The sequence below is a fragment of the Ruegeria sp. CDSB013 genome (assembly GCF_059611165.1).
In genome coordinates this window covers 208,716-225,691 of record NZ_JBXWPA010000004.1, presented here as the reverse complement: position 1 = coordinate 225,691, position 16,976 = coordinate 208,716, and the positions used below count along the sequence as shown (strand labels likewise).

The window sequence follows — 16,976 nt, the reverse complement described above, 5'->3', positions numbered from 1 at the left end:
GGGATCGCCGCTAGCCAAGATAGGCACGCAGGCTTGGCGGCGGGTTGTCAAAGAGTTCCGCTGTCTGAACGGGGGCATGCACTGTTTCGTCTGCAACAAGTACGGTCTGGTCGGCAATTCGGCGTGCATCCTGCGGATCGTGGCTGACCATCAATAGGGTCGTTTGGGTTTCGGCTACCAGATCGGCCACCAAATCCAGCATTTCGACCTTTAGGGCTGGCCCAAGGGCGGCAAACGGTTCGTCCAAAAGTAACAGGTCGCGCCGCTGCACAAGTACGCGGGCCAGGGCAACCCGGCTTTGCTGTCCTCCGGACAGTTCCGAGGGTTTGCGCGCGCCCATACCATGCAATGAAACCCGGTCCAGTGCGGACTGAACCTGTGCATCCTCGTCCCTCGACAGCCGACCATTTGGGCGCAGGCCCAGGGCGATGTTTTGTTCAGCCGTCAGATGCGGAAACAGGTTTCCGTCTTGAAACAGCATCGCCATAGGGCGCTTGCCGGGATGCTGGTTGGAAATCTGTCGCCCACCCCAAAAAATCTGGCCCTTTTTTAGGTCTCGAAATCCGGCGATAGTCTCCAGCAATGTGGACTTGCCCGCGCCGGACGGGCCAATAATGGCAATGCTGTTGCCAACCTCGATCTGGATATCGGCGTTTAGGGTGAAATTCCCGTTTTCAATCACACAGTCGTCAAGCTTCAGCATGCCAGCGCCCTCCTCGGTCCAATAGCCAGAATGCGCCCATGGACAGCAGCAACAGCATTAATGCCCCGCCGGCAGCCGCCTGCATCTGATAGGCGCCCATCAGGCGGTAGATTTGCAAGGGCAGGGTCGCGATCTGCGGATCGGCGAACAGTGCGATCACGCCCAGATCACCCATTGACAGAGCCGCCCCAAGGCCAGCGGCAAAACCGATCTGTGGACGCATGCGCGGTAGCAAGATGCGTGTGAAAAACGTCCATTTTGTCATATCCAATGAAAGCGCGAGACGTCCGTGCCTAGCGGTTATGTCGCGCGCCGTGGGGACCAGAATGCGTAAAGCAAACGGCAGGGCCATCGCAGCATTTACAAAAGCAGTGACAGGCAGAGCCAATGTCGTCGGGTTTGCCAAAGGCCGGATTAAGATGAACAGGCCCGTACCGATCACCAGTGGTGATGCCGCCAAACCCAAAATGCCGCTGAGTTCCACAAGCCCGTACCGGCCGCTCGCGACGGCGGTGGCCATAGGCAAAGCAAGCAAAAGCAGGACTGCGGTGCTTGCAGCGGCAACAAGGACCGAGATCAGCGCGGCCCTAAAAACGATTGCGGGCATGTCAAACAACCCGGCAGCTCCCGAAATTACGACCGATGCCAAAGGAAGCAGCAAAAAGACGGCCGCTGCGACGATCCAGAATATATCTATCGTCGGCGCACCCCCGTCCCAGCGGCGCAAGGCGCGATCGAGACCTGTTCCAAAACCGTCCCCGCGCGCAAACTTCAGCGCCACTAAAGCGGTCGCAGCTGTCAGGGCAAGTTGCAGGGCGGATAACAGGGCGGCGCGGCCCAGGTCGAAATCGTAGGTGAAGGCCTGATAGATCGCCAGTTCGATCGTTGTAGCCCGTGGTCCTCCGCCCAAGGTCAGGGCGACGGCGAAGCTGGTCAGGCAGATGGCGAAGATTACCGCCAGAACCCCGGGCAGGGTCCGTTTGAGCATGGGCATCTCGATCAGTCGAAACATGGCCATGCCATTGCAGCCCAGTTGTGCGGCCAGGCGAAACCGTTCTGCAGGAATTTCCTGCCAGGCTTGCAACACAAGGCGTGTGGCCAGGGGTAGGTTGAAGAAAACATGCGCCAGTACGACCCCATGCAAGCCGTAGATGCGTATGGGCGGCAGGCCGAAAATGCCAAGGTTGTCCGAGATCCATCCCGACCGGCCAAAGACTTGCAGCAGACCCAGAATGGCAACGATGACCGGCAGGATGAAGGGCGCGCCTAAAAGCGCAATTAAAGCCCGTCGGCCGGGGAACCTCCGACGTGCCAAAGCCCGCGCAACCGGCACGGCCAATACCACGCTGAACAATGCGGACAGTGTGGCTTGGGTCAGCGTGAACCGCAGCGCAGCCCAGTCGGCGGGAGTGAACCCGCCGCTGGTTTCAGCACGCAGTGCAACCGCCGAAAGAGTGCCCAGGATCAGCGCGGCGACCAGGGCCGCCGCACCGATACCGGGCCATGGGCTTACTGGCTGAGCGCGTTCTGCCATTCTGCCAGGGCCTGATCCCGCACGGCGGCGGCTTCATCGGGAGAGAACAGAAGCGACTTTGCCGGCACTGTCAGGGTTTCGAACCCTTTGGGCAGGCCGTCTGCCGGGGTTACGGCCGGATACATCCAGTTGGTCGTCGGAATGATTTGCTGGAACGCGTCCGAGACCATGAACTGCAAAAACTGATCCGCCAGATCGGTCTGATCTGTTGCAGCCAGCTTTGCAGCGACTTCGACCTGCAAGTAATTGCCTTCGTCGAAAGCTGACGCGGCCTTGCTGTCATCGTCCTCGGCAATCAGGTGATAGGCCGGAGATGTCGTGTAGCTGAGAACCATGTCCGACTCGCCCTCAAGAAACAGGCCGTATGCCTCGGACCAACCTTTGGTGACCGTCACGATGTTGTCGGAAAGACCTGCCCAGATTTCGGGTGCTTCGTCACCATAAGCCGCTTTGACCCACATCAGAAGACCCAGACCCGGCGTGGACGAGCGAGGGTCCTGGATGATGATTTTGGTGTCGCTATCCGCCAGCTCCCGGAAGTTCGCAGGCGCGGTCGCATCCGCTTTGTGAACGAAGGCGAAGTAGCCCCAGTCATACGGTGTGAACGTGTCATCGGTCCATTCGATCGGCAGCGCGAAGTCGGCAGAAACGGAATTGGGCGCAAACAGGCCAGTTTCCCGGGCCGATGCAATCAAGTTGGTATCCAGCCCAAGGACGACGTCGGCGTCAGAGTTTTCACCCTCAAGCCGGACACGCGACAAAAGCGCGGCACCATCTTCAACGCCCACGAGGTTCAACTCGCAGTCGCAGGTTGCCTCAAAGGCTTCTTTGACCTGCGGGCCAGGGCCCCAGTCGGATACAAAGCTGTCATAGGTGTAAACGGTAAGCTGAGGCTTGTCGGCGGCGATAGCCGAAGTTGCACTCAGAAGTCCCGCAGCAATTAGCAGATGTTTCATGTCATCCTCCATTGCGGCGAGAGGGCAAGGATGGATGAAACCGAAACCCTTCCCTCCGCCGGTTCTAGCCGGTTCAGGTTCTACGGGTTCGCTTGATAAGCATCTCAGCGCGGCAGGCCGTGCTCCCCGAGGTGAGGCCGTCACTAGGGGGGATTGGCCAGAAAGACAACCAAATTCGGCGCCTCGGCGCGGCGCGTGTCGTATGTGGGCAAGTAAGCCTGTCCGGAGCCGGACGCCCTTTGAACCTGTAATGCGTTTGGTTCAAAGGGCCATAGGGTCAGAAGTAACGCAGCCAAATATAAACGTTTGCGATCATCAAGGTCAGGATCATGATCGGGAATGCAATTTTGGCGAAGGCGATGAAGCCGATGGGCTGCTTGGCCTTTTCCGCAAAAGCAGCCACCGTAAGGTTGGCGCTTGCCCCCAACAGTGTGCCGTTGCCGCCTAGACAGGCGCCAAGCGCCAGCGACCACCACAGGGGTTCAATCGCGTCCTTGCCGCCGAACGTGTCTGCGGTGGACTCGATCAGAGGGATCATCGTTGCCACGAAAGGAATGTTGTCGAGGATTGCGGACAAAATGCCGGAGGCCCAAAAGATGAAGAACGCGGTCCACATCATGTCGCCTTGGGTCAGCTCCAGCACTTTCTCACCAAAGAATGCCAAGAGGCCAACATGTTCAACACCGGCAACAATGACGAACAGCCCACCGAAGAAAAAGATTGTGACCCATTCAACTTCACCAAAAATGTGGTGAACCGACTCGGATTGTTCTTCACCGCTTTGGTGGCCATAGGCCAGCAGCATCAACAGGCCTGCACCGGCCAACGCTGACGTACCGGGCTGAATGCCGTAGCTGTGCCCCAGCGTGAACCCCAGCAAAACCAGAGCCAATACGGCCAGAGACTTGATCATCAAGACAACATCAGTAACCGCTTCGGATTCGTTGAACCCCATAATCCGATCGCTGGCCGATTTCGGAATGCGGGCCAGTTCCTTGCGGTTCATAAGGTAAATAATGCCGGTCAGGACAACCAGACATATGGCCGAGATAGGCGCCAGGTTCACCACGAAATCGTTGAAGCTCAACCCTGCGGCCGAGCCAATGATGATGTTGGGCGGGTCACCGATCAGCGTCGCTGTTCCCCCCACGTTCGAGGCCAGGATCTCGGCGACAAAGAACGGGAACACACGCGTTTCCAGGGCTTCAGTGATCAGCAGCGTAATCGGGGCGATCAGCAATACGGTCGTTACGTTGTCCAGCAGGGCCGAAAACACCGCCGTAATCAGCGTCAGCATGATCAGGATGCCGGTTGGATTGGCTTTCACCGCTTTTGCGGCCTTGATCGCTACGTATTGGAACAATCCGCATTTGCTGGTGATCCCCACGATGACCATCATGCCGATAAGTAGTGCCAGAGTGTTGGCGTCCACACCCGCCACGGCCTGTTCCTGATTGATGATGCCAAACAGGACCATCAGGGACGCGCCCAGCATCGTTAAAATGGCGCGGTTGACCTTTTCTGTGATCAGGACCGCATAAACCAAAATCAGAATTCCGGTCGCGGCCCAAAGCGGATCTATGCCCAATAGTTGTGGAACAGAGAGAGCGGCCTCTCCATGTGACGTCGAATGCGTAGCCAAGGTTTTAGTCCGGTTTGTATAGGGTTAGCTGAGTGCGCGATCCAAAAGCGAGTTGGCGCTTACGGTGCCAACGAAACGGTTGGTTTCGGGCTCAACAAGGATCACGTGCCGTTTGTATTTGTAGATCAGGAAGATACCTTCCATCACTGGCGTGTCGGGTGCAGCAACGGGGATGTTCGAGGGCCTCGACATGTTGTCGCGAACCTTTTCGGTCTTCAGCCGCTCCATCTGTTGTTCGAAATCTTCCCGCGTCAGGTTCATGAAGCTGAGCGAGTCGATCGCGACGCGCGACGCATCATCATTCAGACCGATTGTCGCCGCTTTCGGCAGGATCAGTTTCAGCAGCGTTGGGGCAGTAAAGACGCCAACATAAGTTCCGTCTTCAGCCACGACAGGCAGAAATCGTGCCCGGCTGCCCCTGATGATGTTGAAGGCCGTGGCGATGCTTTCATCCGGCAGAATGGTCTTTTGTACCTCAGACGGTACCATCACGTCATAGCAGGTTAGGCCCATGCTTTTCCTCTGACTTCACGCGGCATTCGGGTGAAACGGTATCCAAAAGCCGCAGGGCACGCCCTTTTCGGCTTGTGAAAGCGTGTCAGGACGAATCAAAATTTGTTGGTGCGCACTGATTCCATTGCCGGGCGAAATTGACCAGCCCGGTAATGAAATTAAGTTGATAACCTTCCGTCATTGGCGACGCCGGCCAATGACGGAAGGTTGGTTTCAGCTTGGGTTTAGTGCAGCGGCGTTTTGTGCCTCAGTTGCCGTTACATCTAGTCCGGGTTGCCGTCGGGCGTGGAAAGCCGTAATCGCTCAAAGGCGCGGGTCAGCTGTAATTTGGTGCGCGTTTTTGCAGTTTGGCCGCAATACTCTCGGCAAAATCGGGGGACTGTAGTTGCGCGGCAAAGATCTTGATTTCTGCGGCCATGTGTCCGGCCACTGTGTCACGCTGATTGCGGATCAGGGCCTTGGACTGTTTGAGCGCTACCGGGGATGAGGCCGCAATGGCTTGTGCGATCTCCTGGACTTTGCTCATCAACTCATTGTCGGCAAAGACGCGCGCGACCAACCCGTGGTTCAGGGCCTCGGATGCCGTCAGAACCCGCCCGGCCAGCAAGACGTCATTGGCGACAGCCATGCCGAGGGACGCAGGCAGAAGCAACGACGAACCGGCCTCGGGCACCAGGCCCAGTTGGACAAATGGCGCGCTAAATGTAGCGCTGTCCGCGGAATAGACCAGATCGCAGTGCAGCAGCATGGTCAGGCCAACGCCAATTGCAGGACCGTTTACTGCGGCGATCAGGGGTTTCGGACAATCCCGGATCGTATTCAGGAACCGAGTAATCGGATTTTCAACGTCACCCGCCGGAAGCCCGCCTGTCATAAAGTCCTGCAGGTCATTCCCGGCTGTGAACATATCGCCTTGACCAGTGATGACCAGCGCCCGGGCTTGATCGGTTTGACCGTATTCTTCGATGGCTTCAGCTATCGCGGTATACATGGCAAAAGTGATCGCGTTTTTCTTGTCTGCGCGAGAAATCGTGACTGTGGTGACGCGATCCTGAGTGCTGACGATGATATGTTCGCTCATGGCGTTATTCCTTGGATGCCCGGCGGTATTTGTGTCGCGTCGGCTGTGGGTTTCCTGCATGTGGGCAAGTTCGTATGCGGGCAAATAGCCTGCGTCAACAAATCAGGGCAGTTACCTCACGTCGCTGGGCGAGTGTGCCAGATTGATCCCCACTGTTGAATTCAGTGGTGCCTTAACTATGCAGCGCAGCTACGACTATTTTTACATCTGGAGGAGATCTACGTCTTTTTGCGTAAGCTATCCGGTACTCCTGCCGCAAAGGGATCGGCGACATGCTCATCCTGATGAGGGTCTCCGACTTTAAATCCATCGCCGCTATTTCTACTGAACAAGCGCCCTCAGGAACAGGCACTTTCCGCGGGGCAATCCGTTTCCGGTCAGAGCTTTTGAATTTCTTATGCTCTCCAAAAAGACTATCCATTGATAAAACTCTGTTTCAAGCCCTGCTCAGGATAACAGGAAAGGAGGGTCGAAGATGCGTGATGTCATAAACTTAGATTTGTATCCGCTGGACCAGCCGGGCAGCATGGCCTGGCACAGCCTGATCGAACGCTGCAAAGCCGATCTTTCTGAGAATGGACTTTTCAACCTGCCTGGCTTTGTTCGCGACAGTGCGCTGGAATCGGCGGTGTCTGAGCTGCAACCGGTTTTCGCTGAAGAGGCTTTTGTCCATGCACGGCGGCACAACATCTATTTCAGGACGTCTATCGAGGGCCTCGGTAGCAACCATCCGGCCCTGACCCAATTTGAAACGTCTAACAGGACGATTTGCGCCGATCAGTTGGGGCAGGCCTTTGTCATCCGCCTTTATGAATGGCCGCCATTTGCGCAGTTTTTGGCTGCGGTCATGGAAAAGCCTAAGCTTTTTGTCATGGATGATCCGCTGGCCCGCGTGAATGTAATGGCTTACTCAGCCGGGCAGGCCCTGAACTGGCATTTCGACAGGTCCGAATTCACCACAACGCTGCTGTTGCAAGCGCCGTTAGCGGGCGGTGAATTCGAGTACGAAAAGGACCTACGTAGTGATGACAACCCTAATTATGACGGCGTGGCTGAATTGTTGGAAGGTCGGCGCAAGCCCACGCTCATGAAACTGCAACCGGGGACTTTGAACATCTTCAAAGGCAAAAACACGGCGCACCGCGTTTCGCCTGTTCAAGGCGACCGCGACCGCATGATCGCCGTGTTTTCCTTTTATGATCGGCCAAATGTTCAGTTCACACACGAAGAACGCATCGGGTTTTACGGGCGCGCGTCGTGATCTGAGATGGCACATGCCTGACCCTAGACAGTGTCAGGATCGTTAATCCGGACACCGCTAAAGCTTCTGACTGCATCATTTTGTTGGGAACTCAATAAGACATCTGGATGCGTTCCCAAACGGGCGTATACCCCGAGCACTGAAACGCAAAAAAAGCAAGTGTCCGAGATGCCCTGGTGTCCCCGGCTATGTTCAGCCCGTTCTGGGTTTTCATGCCAAAACGGGCTGCCCGGTCAGGTCATAGACATTCCGCCAAAGTTTTTGCGATGTTCCGGATCATTTGCGGGTACAGTTCGGCCCCAGGTTCAAGATCAGAACCTAGCGGATCTATCACACCTGTATTTGCTTCGGTTCCGTCCAAAACAGTGGCGACGATGCCGGGGTTGAATTGCGGCTCTGACAGAACACAATTGATCCCTTCTTCGCGAATGCGCACCTGAATTTCTGAAATCCGCGCCGGGCTTGGATCCGACGCATCGCTGAGCGAAATCGCACCCGACGCGGGGATGTCGAAGGCGTTCTCGAAGTACTGATAGGCATCGTGGAACACGATGAAGTTGCTTCCGCGTACAGGTTCCAGAGTTGCACTTACTTCAGCAGAGAGGGCTGCCATCTCTTCGCGCGCAGCCGCCGCGTTTGCGAAATATGCACCCGCATTGTCCGGGTCCGCAGCGGAAAGCTGAGCGGCAATCACGTTCAGCCAGGTGTCGGCGTTTTTGGGCGAAAGCCAGGCATGCGGATCATGATCGCCGTGCGCGTGGTCATGGTGGTCGTCGTGTTCCGCATGATCCTCGTGATCGTGGTCATCGCCCTCGGCATGCTCTTCGTGGTCATGATCGTCATGGTCTTTGTCGTCGGCATGATCCTCGTGACCATGATCGTCATGTTCCTCCTCTTCGGCGTGATCTTCATCGTCATGATCGTGCGCTTCAAACAGCGCGTCCTCGCGGAAATCCAGTAGGACGGTGCCATCCACTTCCAGCAGGGGGGTGACTGTCGCTCCGTTGGCCAGGTTCTCGACGGCGCCTTCCATCCATGGGGTCAGGTCCTCGTCCATCCAGAATACCAAATCCGCATTCTGCAGGGCAGCCGCCTCGGAAGGGCGGAGGTTGTATTCATGCGGGGACGCGCCGGTTTGTACGATCAGGTTCGGTGTGCCAACACCTTCCATCACGCGCGCCACTAACGAGTGCACCGGTGCAATATCAACTGCAACATTTGGGACATCGGCCACTGCTGTGCCCCCCATCAACGCAGCCGTGATCGAAACAGGAAGAAGCTTTCTGGACATCAAACCCTCTATGTGATTTTATAACGTTGCGAGCGGCATATATGATATGGAATAACATGACAAGTGAGATGAGACCTGCACCTGCTGAAGACTCCGCCCTTGTCGGATTCCAAAAGCACGACCACGCGCACTGCGTCGAAAGCAGCCTGACCGTTGCCGAGACCCGGTGCAAAGAAGAAGGTCTGCGGCTGACTCCCGTGCGGCGCAAGGTTTTGGAAATGCTGCTGCAGGAACATCGGGCCTTGGGTGCCTATACAATCCTTGATCGATTGCGCGACGAAGGCTTCGGATCGCAGCCACCAGTGGCTTACCGCGCCCTCGATTTTCTTGTCGAGAACGGGTTCGTCCACAAAATCGAACGGTTGAACGCATTTGTCGCCTGCGCGCATCCCGGGGCAACGCATTCCCCGGCCTTCATGATTTGTAGGAAATGTGATGCCGTGGCCGAAGCACATTCAACACCCGCGAAAGGAGAGCTGGGCGCAGCCGCGCGGGCGGTGGGTTTCGAGATTGAGCGGACCGTTGTAGAAGCCGAAGGCGTTTGCCCCGACTGCACCGAAAAGGCGTAGAAATGAACCTGATTACCGTAGAAGACCTCAGCGTTAGCTATGGGGCCAATACCGTGTTACGGCACATTAACATGGGGGTCGAACCTGGTGAAATCGTGACCATCGTCGGCCCTAACGGTTCGGGTAAGACAAGCCTGCTGCGCGCCATAATCGGTGCAATCAAACCGTCTGCCGGGCGGGTAAAGCGAAAGCTGGGGCTGAGAATTGGTTACGTCCCGCAAAAGCTGCATATCGATCCGACCCTGCCGATCACCGTCGAACGGTTTATGCGGCTGACCCATCGCGCGTCAAAGAAGGATTGCGCGACTGCGCTGGAAACGGCCGGTGTGCCCGATCTGCTCAAGCGCCAGATGTCACAGCTTTCGGGCGGGCAATTCCAGCGCGTGCTGTTGGCGCGGGCCTTGATCAACCGACCCGAAATCCTGTTGCTGGATGAGGCCACGCAGGGGTTGGATCAGCCCGGGTCGGCTGCGTTCTATCGCCAGATCGAAGACGTGCGTCAGGAAACAGGGTGCGCTATCATCATGATAAGCCACGAGCTCCACGTGGTAATGAGCGCCTCGGACCGGGTGATCTGCCTGAACGGCCATGTCTGTTGCGAGGGCTCACCTGCGGTTGTGGCCTCGGCCCCCGAATACCGCGCGTTGTTCGGAACCGGAACAGGTGGTGCGCTTGCCCTTTACCGCCATGATCATGATCACAACCACGATCATCATCATGACCATGGAACAGATTCACAGGAAGCCGCAGAATAATGCTTGATGATTTCATGACCCGAGCCACGCTGGCCGGTGTAGGCGTGGCCTTTGCTGCGGCGCCGTTGGGGTGTTTTGTGGTGTGGCGCCGTATGGCCTATTTCGGCGATGCCACAGCGCACGCAGCCATTCTTGGCGTGGCCTTGTCGCTAACGTTTCAGATGTCGGTTTTTACAGGTGCGCTGGCCGTCGCCTTGTTGATGGCGCTGACCGTGACGCTGTTGGCAGGTCGTGGGTACGCAATGGATACGTTGCTGGGTGTCATGGCACATTCCGCTCTGGCTTTTGGCCTTGTGGCGGTTTCATTCCTCTCCGGTGTCCGGATTGATTTGATGGCCTATCTGTTTGGAGATATTCTGGCGGTTTCCCGTTCGGATCTGGCCGTCATCTGGGGCGGCGCTGCACTGGTCGTAGTTTTGATTGCCTGGCGTTGGTCCCAGTTGTTGACGGCGACTTTGAACGAGGAACTGGCCTATGCCAGCGGCTTCGACCCCAAGCGCGAACAACTGATATTGACGCTTGCACTGGCCATCACGGTGGCAGTCGCGATCAAAGTTGTGGGTGTTCTGCTGATAGCGGCGATGCTCATTATTCCAGCCGCTGCGGCGCGCAATCTGGCGCGGTCACCGGAAACGATGGCCCTGATTGCAGCGGCAATTGGGGCGACGTCTGCTGTGGCTGGGTTGAGGGCGGCTTATGTCTTCGACACGCCGGCCGGGCCCTCGATTGTCTGTGTTGCCGCCATTTTGTTTGCCTGTTTCAGCCTGCTTGGTTGGCAGCGTCATACCAACTCCTGACAGTCGCCTAAAAACTGCAGCTTATGTGAGAGAGGCGTAGAAGTGCCACTTGCCTTCGCTGTTGATCAAAGAGTGTCGAACAGACGCCCAGGTAACGTTTCGTGACGCGGCAGGTTCAGCGCTTTCAGCAATCCAAAGACCATTGCTTGATTGGAGGAAACGACGGGTTTGTTCAGCGCGGCTTCAATTCGTTCAATTGCCTCGACCGAGCGCATGTCTGTGCAGCTTAGGACGATTGCCTGCGCGTCCGGGTGATCGGCCCTGCACGCCAGATCGAACACCTCGCCCGGGGTCAGTTCACCTTGCCCATAATTGCCAAGCTCGCGGCCGACATCGGCACATTTGACAGTTTCAATGCCGTTAAGGGCCATGAAATCCATCGCTTGTGCATTGATCTCGCCCAAATAGGGCGATGAAAAGCCGACCTTTGTTGCGCCAACCGCATTGATCCCAGCGATCAACGCCCCTGCAGCGGTCAGCGAAACTGCACCCGAGCCCGCCTTGATCTGCTGGGCCAGCTCTGCATCAAAGGACGGTCCGTGGGTCAGCGTCGCCGAGGTGCAGCCATACAATACCACATCGGGGCGTATGCCCGAGATCATCCGCAGGTCGTGAGTGATATCCGATGCACCCAACCCCGCCATCTGATCCGAGCCGGGAATTTCATCCACGTCATACCCGCCCATGCGTTGAAAATGGACTGTGGTGTTGGGCGGCCTCAACAACTCCATATCCGGTTCGAGGTTGGTGTTGGTGAAAGGTACCAGAACACCGATTTTGGCTGCGGTTCGTGTTTCGGTCACTTCAATGCTCCCTTCAGGGCGGTCAGGCACCGATCCATGATCGGCGTCTCGCAGATTGTGGCGCGCAGGCAGTCGGTTAAGCCGTATACTCCCATGCCGCGCATTAGTAGGTCGTCCGCCCGCAGCGCCGCGTCTGCCCGTTGCGCATCCAGCGTTGAGGCAAAGCGCAATAGCACAAAGTTTGTGTGGCTTTGAGGAACGATTAGGCCCAACGCACGACATTCCACGGCAAATCGTTCACGGATTTCAGTCGTGCGGGCAACCACATTTTGCATATGCGCCTGATCGCGGATCGCTGCAGTTGCCGCCGCCTGTGAAGCGATGGAAATATTGTTTGGATTCAGCAATTTGCGCAGTTCAGCCGCAATCTCGGGCGGGAAGTACCCCCATCCTGCACGCGCGCCCGCCAGGCCATAGGCCTTGGAAAAGGTGCGCATGATCACGGTGTCCCCTCGATCGCTCAGCGCGAATATGTCGGCCGGATCATGTATGTGATCGGAAAACTCAGCATAAGCCTGATCGACGACCAGCAGAACATCGGTGGGCAGTTCATCGCGCAGACGAAGGATTTCGGAATTGGGGATCAGGGTGCCGGTCGGGTTGCCAGGGTTGCAGACAAAGACGATCCGCGTTTCAGGTGTCACCACGGCGATGATATCGTCGACGGATACGGTCAGATCCACTTCACGCGCCTTGACGTAATCGGCCTGAACCTGAGCTGCTGATGAGGCGACAAACGCATATCCGTAATCCGTGCCAAGGACCCGATCACCGCGCCCGGCATAGGCGCGAATCAAACAGCCGATCAGCTCCATCGAGCCCGCTCCGCACAGCACCCGTGCCGGATCGAGTCCATGCACATCGGCAATTGCTGTGCGCAGTTCCGACCATTCCGGATCAGGATACAATTGCAGATCGGCCAGTGCGTCACGACCCGCCTTGATGGCAGCGGGGCTTGCGGGAAAGGCGCTTTCGTTCTGGGCCAAGGAGATAGTGTTTTCACCGCCAAGGTCGGCCAGCGCATAGGCCGCCATTGCACTTATGTGGGGAACCGGGCGGATCATGATGTGCCCCCATAGGATTTTGCGCCTTCTGCGCTGATCAGACCGCGCTTGAGGTCTAGGGAGATTGCCTGTGGGTCTCGCGCGGCCGGGTCGCCAAAACCACCGCCCCCAGGGGTTTCAAAGATCAGGTAGTCGTCAGCTTCAACGCGCAGTTCTCCTTTGCCCGGGATATCACTTTCGCTATCGCGGAAACGAATACGACCGGGTGCGCCGGGTTTTCCACCCATGCGTCCGAGGGCGGGGAATTTGAGGCGCTCAACCGACAGGAAAACGAGGAAAGGCGCGCCATTGGCTGAGGTCATCTCGATCCGTTGGCCGAGACCGCCGCGATACTTGCCTGCACCTCCTGAATCCTGGCGTAGTTCGCGTTTCCAGATTGTGACCGGGGCCACGCTTTCCGTGATCTCGACCTGAGATCCGAACACGCCCGAAGGGTAGGCTGTGGCAGACAAGCCATCCGCGTGTGGCCGGGCACCGGTGCCGCCATTATGTACAGGTTCAACCGCGAATTCCCGACCTCCATCACGCGCCACTTCGGGTGCGTGCCGCATCGGCAGATCGAACATGCAAGATGCGCCCTCGGCGGGGACCTGATCCGGCAGTGCCTGATGCAGGCATCCAAGCACCAGATCTGGTGTTACCTGTCCTAGTGTGTGTCTCATTGCTACCGGGGCGGGGCGTTGTGCATTGAGGATGCAGCCTTTTGGCCCGTCCACTGTGAACGGCTCCAGCGATCCGGCGTTGTTGGGGATGTCAGACCCGACGATGCAGCGTAGGGCGAAGACGGTATAGGCGGTCGCATAGTTCAGCGGCACATTGATGCCCTTGCCCGAACAGCCCGACGTTCCCGTGAAATCCACATGCATGCCCGTTTTGCTGACCGTTAGGGTGGCGTGCAGTTCCAGTTCTTTTTCATAACCGTCCATCCTCAGAAAGTTTCTATAGGTGCCTGCGGGCACTTCAGCGATGGCTTCAAGCGTGCCTCGGCGCGAGGTGTCGATGATGTAGCTGCCCAGTTGATCCAGATCGTCGATTCCGAACTCATCCATCATATCGAGCAGGCGGTTCACGCCCGCTTCACAACAAGCGACCAGTGCATATATGTCGCCCTCATTAGCAATAGGCTCGCGGCTGTTGGCGCGGACAATGTCCAAAAGCAAAGCGTTCGGGACGCCTTGTTCGACCAGCTTGCAGGGTGGGATCAGCAGGCCCTCATCATAGATATCTGACCCTTCGGGGCCCATTCCAAGGCCGCCCAGATCCACAAGATGCGAAGTGCATGAAGTAAAGCCGACAACTTTGCCGTTTTTGAAGGCAGGCATCATCAGCAGAAAGTCGTTGAGGTGTCCCGAAGCCAGCCAAGGGTCATTGGTCATGTAGATATCACCGGGCTTCATGTTCTGAACCGGGAAATGACCGCGCAGATGCATCACGGCTTCGGCCATCGTGTTGATGTGCCCGGGCGTTCCGGTGACCGCCTGTGCCAGCATCCGACCCTCGGCGTCAAAAATCCCGGCAGAAATGTCGCCGCATTCGCGTACAATGGGTGAGAATGCGGCGCGGATCAGGGTCTGACCTTGTTCTTCAACCACCGCAAGCAGGCGGTTCCACATGACTTGCAGGCGGGCGGGGGACTGATCGGCAGTCATCATACACCTCCTTTCTGATCTTGGATAAGGATGAGGTTTCCAATGGCGTCCACATGCGCCGAGAAATCAGCAGAGACCAAGGTCGTCGTCTGCGGTTCCGTGATCAGCGCCGGGCCGCAAACCCGGTCGCCCGGGTTCAGGCTGCCGCGTGACACAAAACCAGCCTGCTTTGTCTGACCATCTACATCGCAGGTGATGGGGCGGGTCTGGGCTGGTGTGATCGTTGTCAGAACTGGTGTTTCCGGCAAATCTGGAACATCCGCATCTGGGGTTGCGACGCGGACCGCCCAGTTCAGGATCTCGATTTGCATTCCCGGCACGGGACGCGAGAATTGTTTACGGTATTCCGCCTCGAACGCATCAGTCAGCGGCTCTATGTCTTCGAAAGTTAAATCGCGATCGGGCAGGGCAATCTCGATCTCGTGGCCCTGACCGTTGTAGCGCATGAAAGCCGTGCGTTGGGTTTCGGTGGGTGCATCACCCGCGCCTTGGGCAACCACCCGGCTTGCCTCGTCGATCATGTCGGAAAGCAGGGAGTTGACCCGCTCCAGATCTAGGGATTCAAGTAGAGAATAACTTGATCTGACGATCTCAAAACTGACCGGAGCAAATAGGAACCCGACCGCGGACCCGACGCCTGGATTGGGCGGGATCACGATGCGACGGACCCCGGCGGATCGGGCCATCCGGCTTGCATGCAGGGGGCCGTTGCCGCCGAAAGCAATCATTGTGCGCGAACCGAGGTCCTTGCCCGACTCCACCGCATGCATTCGGCCCGCACTGGCCATGCTTTCATCGACGATGCGACTGACGCCGTCCGCTGCCGCAGTGCCGTTCGTGCCCAGACGCGCGGCGATGACCCGGTTCAGCGCAGCTTCAGACGCTTCGGGGGCGATCTTGATAAACCCTTCGGCAAATGTGTCCGGCACAATATAGCCCAAGGTAATGTCGCTGTCGGTCACGGTTGGCTCTGTGCCGCCCCGCCCAAAAGCTACCGGACCGGGTTCTGATCCGGCCGATTTTGGACCCACAGTCAACCGACCCAGACGGTCAACCCCGGCGATTGAGCCGCCGCCCGCGCCAATCTCGATCATTTCGACCACAGGGATACGTACCGGCATGCCCGATCCCTTGATGAACCGCGCGGCCCGCGCGATTTCGAATTGGCGCGAGGTTTGAGGCCGGGCATTGTCGATCAGGCAGAGCTTCGCAGTCGTCCCGCCCATGTCGAACGACAGCACCTCGTCAATCCCAGCTCGCGCCGCGATCCGGGCCGCCAAAATAGCCCCACCTGCGGGGCCGCTTTCGACCAGCCGGATCGGAAAGCGTGAGGCGGTTTGAACGGTGCACATGCCGCCACCTGCCGTCATCATCAGGATCGGGCAGGCCACGCCTTCCTCCTGAAACCGTGAGGCAAAGCGCGCCAGATAGCTTTCCATCAGGGGTTGGATGTAGGCATTTGCGACCGTGGTACAAAGCCGGTCGAACTCGCGCGCCTCGGGGCTAACATCAGAGGAAATAGAAATTGTCAGGCCAGGGCGCCGTTCGGCCAGTATGTCACGCAGCCTGCGTTCGTGCGACGGGTTGGCATAGGCATGCATTAAACAGATTGCGACTGCTTCCGCGCCGCTGGCGTCCAACTCGGCCAACAGCGCGCCTATCGAACTGGCGTCCAGCGGGATCAGCACATTCCCATCGGCAGCCATTCTTTCGCGAATGGTCAGCGCCCGTTCGCGTGGTGCCAGCAGGTCCGGCTTTTCCAGGTTGATGTCATATTGCGCATATCGCCGCTCATACGCGATTTCCAGAATGTCGCGAAACCCTTCAGTCGTAACAGTTCCCACAACAGCGCCTTGCCGTTCGATTAATGCATTGGTCGCCAGCGTCGTTCCGTGGATGAAACTTGTCACTTCATTCAACGACCGGCCGGATTCCGCCATGACACGTTTTGCGCCCTCCATCGCGCCATCTGCAGGATTTTGGTGCGTCGTGAGCGTCTTGGTCGAAGCCAATATGGTCTCATCGTCCGAGACGAGCACCGTATCGGTAAAGGTACCGCCGATATCAATGGCCAGGCGTAAGGTTTGAGATGTCATGAGGGTGTCCGAATTGTCCGTTGTCTGGGCAGAGGGCAAAAGGCGCAGGGCGCCTGCCATCATCCACAGACGACGAGATCACAACCGGTTGCGCGGCGATCCAGAGGGTTCGGACTAGAGAGCGGTGTCATGTACGCAGTTTGACACGCCCAAGACGTGTCGCAAGTTAATTTGCGACCAAATCGCCTGGAAGCGACAGAGATTTGCATCTTGATTGCCTAAGCGTTTGTGCATCAACCAACCAGATCGGTCGATAGTTCGC

General features: G+C 57.5%; 15 protein-coding genes and 1 riboswitch. Of the genes, 4 read left to right on the top strand and 11 right to left on the bottom strand.

Annotated elements, in window-relative coordinates:
* Positions 1 to 10 precede the first annotated feature (10 nt).
* From AC2FJF_RS09345 to AC2FJF_RS09320, 6 genes are all read right to left on the bottom strand, one after another.
* A complete protein-coding gene (locus AC2FJF_RS09345; RefSeq protein WP_496724911.1) occupies positions 11 to 703 on the bottom strand; it encodes a thiamine ABC transporter ATP-binding protein in 693 nt (230 codons plus the stop codon).
* Positions 690 to 2,237 carry a thiamine/thiamine pyrophosphate ABC transporter permease ThiP gene (locus AC2FJF_RS09340; RefSeq protein ID WP_496724910.1) on the bottom strand — a complete coding sequence of 516 codons (1,548 nt, stop codon included), beginning with the start codon at positions 2,235 to 2,237 and terminating at the stop codon, positions 690 to 692. Before AC2FJF_RS09340 ends, AC2FJF_RS09345 begins: the two co-directional genes overlap by 14 nt.
* Positions 2,213 to 3,193 (bottom strand): thiamine ABC transporter substrate binding subunit, encoded by a 981-nt coding sequence (gene thiB / locus AC2FJF_RS09335; RefSeq protein ID WP_496724908.1) that lies wholly within the window; start codon positions 3,191 to 3,193, stop codon positions 2,213 to 2,215. The genes AC2FJF_RS09340 and thiB overlap by 25 nt, the downstream gene beginning before the upstream one ends.
* Positions 3,194 to 3,226: 33 nt before the next feature.
* A riboswitch (TPP riboswitch) is annotated at positions 3,227 to 3,332 on the bottom strand.
* A 138-nt stretch (positions 3,333 to 3,470) separates the two neighbouring features.
* Positions 3,471 to 4,835, bottom strand: coding sequence for an ArsB/NhaD family transporter (locus tag AC2FJF_RS09330; RefSeq protein WP_496724906.1), 1,365 nt, complete (start codon positions 4,833 to 4,835; stop codon positions 3,471 to 3,473).
* 24 nt (positions 4,836 to 4,859) lie between these two features.
* Positions 4,860 to 5,348, bottom strand: coding sequence for a CBS domain-containing protein (locus AC2FJF_RS09325; RefSeq protein ID WP_058276691.1), 489 nt, complete (start codon positions 5,346 to 5,348; stop codon positions 4,860 to 4,862).
* A 316-nt stretch (positions 5,349 to 5,664) separates the two neighbouring features.
* Positions 5,665 to 6,429, bottom strand: a complete 765-nt coding sequence (locus tag AC2FJF_RS09320; RefSeq protein ID WP_496724903.1) for an enoyl-CoA hydratase — start codon at positions 6,427 to 6,429, stop codon at positions 5,665 to 5,667.
* Between the two features lie 475 nt (positions 6,430 to 6,904).
* Between AC2FJF_RS09320 and AC2FJF_RS09315 the strand changes: the two genes are divergently transcribed.
* A complete protein-coding gene (locus AC2FJF_RS09315; protein WP_496724901.1) occupies positions 6,905 to 7,690 on the top strand; it encodes a HalD/BesD family halogenase in 786 nt (261 codons plus the stop codon).
* Positions 7,691 to 7,928: 238 nt separating this feature from the next.
* On the opposite strand, the gene AC2FJF_RS09310 is transcribed toward AC2FJF_RS09315, so the two are convergent.
* Positions 7,929 to 8,981 carry a zinc ABC transporter substrate-binding protein gene (locus tag AC2FJF_RS09310; RefSeq protein ID WP_496724899.1) on the bottom strand — a complete coding sequence of 351 codons (1,053 nt, stop codon included), beginning with the start codon at positions 8,979 to 8,981 and terminating at the stop codon, positions 7,929 to 7,931.
* Positions 8,982 to 9,049: 68 nt separating this feature from the next.
* On the opposite strand from AC2FJF_RS09310, the gene AC2FJF_RS09305 reads away from it, so the two are divergent.
* Genes AC2FJF_RS09305 through AC2FJF_RS09295 form a run of 3 tightly spaced genes read left to right on the top strand, consistent with a single transcriptional unit; the run spans position 9,050 to position 11,102 of the window.
* Positions 9,050 to 9,550 (top strand): Fur family transcriptional regulator, encoded by a 501-nt coding sequence (locus AC2FJF_RS09305; protein ID WP_496724897.1) that lies wholly within the window; start codon positions 9,050 to 9,052, stop codon positions 9,548 to 9,550.
* Between the two features lie 2 nt (positions 9,551 to 9,552).
* Positions 9,553 to 10,305, top strand: a complete 753-nt coding sequence (locus AC2FJF_RS09300; RefSeq protein ID WP_496724895.1) for a metal ABC transporter ATP-binding protein — start codon at positions 9,553 to 9,555, stop codon at positions 10,303 to 10,305.
* On the top strand, positions 10,305 to 11,102 hold the full coding sequence (locus AC2FJF_RS09295; RefSeq protein ID WP_496724893.1) for an iron chelate uptake ABC transporter family permease subunit: 798 nt from the start codon (positions 10,305 to 10,307) through the stop codon (positions 11,100 to 11,102). Before AC2FJF_RS09300 ends, AC2FJF_RS09295 begins: the two co-directional genes overlap by 1 nt.
* Before the next feature lie 65 nt (positions 11,103 to 11,167).
* Here AC2FJF_RS09295 and AC2FJF_RS09290 read toward each other — a convergent pair whose 3' ends face one another.
* From AC2FJF_RS09290 to AC2FJF_RS09275, 4 genes are read right to left on the bottom strand one after another with little or no spacing between them, the layout of a single operon-like run.
* Positions 11,168 to 11,905: a maleate cis-trans isomerase family protein gene (locus tag AC2FJF_RS09290; RefSeq protein WP_496724891.1), complete on the bottom strand. Its 738-nt coding sequence runs from the start codon at positions 11,903 to 11,905 to the stop codon at positions 11,168 to 11,170.
* Entirely contained in the window at positions 11,902 to 12,969 is a 1,068-nt protein-coding gene (locus AC2FJF_RS09285) for a pyridoxal phosphate-dependent aminotransferase (RefSeq protein ID WP_496724890.1), read from the bottom strand. The genes AC2FJF_RS09290 and AC2FJF_RS09285 overlap by 4 nt, the downstream gene beginning before the upstream one ends.
* The gene (locus AC2FJF_RS09280) at positions 12,966 to 14,618 is read right to left on the bottom strand and encodes a hydantoinase B/oxoprolinase family protein (RefSeq protein ID WP_496724889.1); all 1,653 of its coding nucleotides are present in this window, start codon (positions 14,616 to 14,618) and stop codon (positions 12,966 to 12,968) included. The genes AC2FJF_RS09285 and AC2FJF_RS09280 overlap by 4 nt, the downstream gene beginning before the upstream one ends.
* Positions 14,618 to 16,714: a hydantoinase/oxoprolinase family protein gene (locus AC2FJF_RS09275; protein WP_496724888.1), complete on the bottom strand. Its 2,097-nt coding sequence runs from the start codon at positions 16,712 to 16,714 to the stop codon at positions 14,618 to 14,620. The genes AC2FJF_RS09280 and AC2FJF_RS09275 overlap by 1 nt, the downstream gene beginning before the upstream one ends.
* Positions 16,715 to 16,976: the final 262 nt, after the last annotated feature.

Bases quoted from the DNA above. Each gene is read 5' to 3' on its own strand.
- AC2FJF_RS09345 (WP_496724911.1), bottom strand. From the start codon at position 703: ATGCTGAAGCTTGACGACTGTGTGATTGAAAACGGGAATTTCACCCTA.
- AC2FJF_RS09340 (WP_496724910.1), bottom strand. From the start codon at position 2,237: ATGGCAGAACGCGCTCAGCCAGTAAGCCCATGGCCCGGTATCGGTGCG.
- thiB (WP_496724908.1), bottom strand. From the start codon at position 3,193: ATGAAACATCTGCTAATTGCTGCGGGACTTCTGAGTGCAACTTCGGCT.
- AC2FJF_RS09325 (WP_058276691.1), bottom strand. From the start codon at position 5,348: ATGGGCCTAACCTGCTATGACGTGATGGTACCGTCTGAGGTACAAAAG.
- AC2FJF_RS09320 (WP_496724903.1), bottom strand. From the start codon at position 6,429: ATGAGCGAACATATCATCGTCAGCACTCAGGATCGCGTCACCACAGTC.
- AC2FJF_RS09315 (WP_496724901.1), top strand. From the start codon at position 6,905: ATGCGTGATGTCATAAACTTAGATTTGTATCCGCTGGACCAGCCGGGC.
- AC2FJF_RS09310 (WP_496724899.1), bottom strand. From the start codon at position 8,981: ATGTCCAGAAAGCTTCTTCCTGTTTCGATCACGGCTGCGTTGATGGGG.
- AC2FJF_RS09305 (WP_496724897.1), top strand. From the start codon at position 9,050: ATGAGACCTGCACCTGCTGAAGACTCCGCCCTTGTCGGATTCCAAAAG.
- AC2FJF_RS09300 (WP_496724895.1), top strand. From the start codon at position 9,553: ATGAACCTGATTACCGTAGAAGACCTCAGCGTTAGCTATGGGGCCAAT.
- AC2FJF_RS09295 (WP_496724893.1), top strand. From the start codon at position 10,305: ATGCTTGATGATTTCATGACCCGAGCCACGCTGGCCGGTGTAGGCGTG.
- AC2FJF_RS09285 (WP_496724890.1), bottom strand. From the start codon at position 12,969: ATGATCCGCCCGGTTCCCCACATAAGTGCAATGGCGGCCTATGCGCTG.
- AC2FJF_RS09280 (WP_496724889.1), bottom strand. From the start codon at position 14,618: ATGACTGCCGATCAGTCCCCCGCCCGCCTGCAAGTCATGTGGAACCGC.
- AC2FJF_RS09275 (WP_496724888.1), bottom strand. From the start codon at position 16,714: ATGACATCTCAAACCTTACGCCTGGCCATTGATATCGGCGGTACCTTT.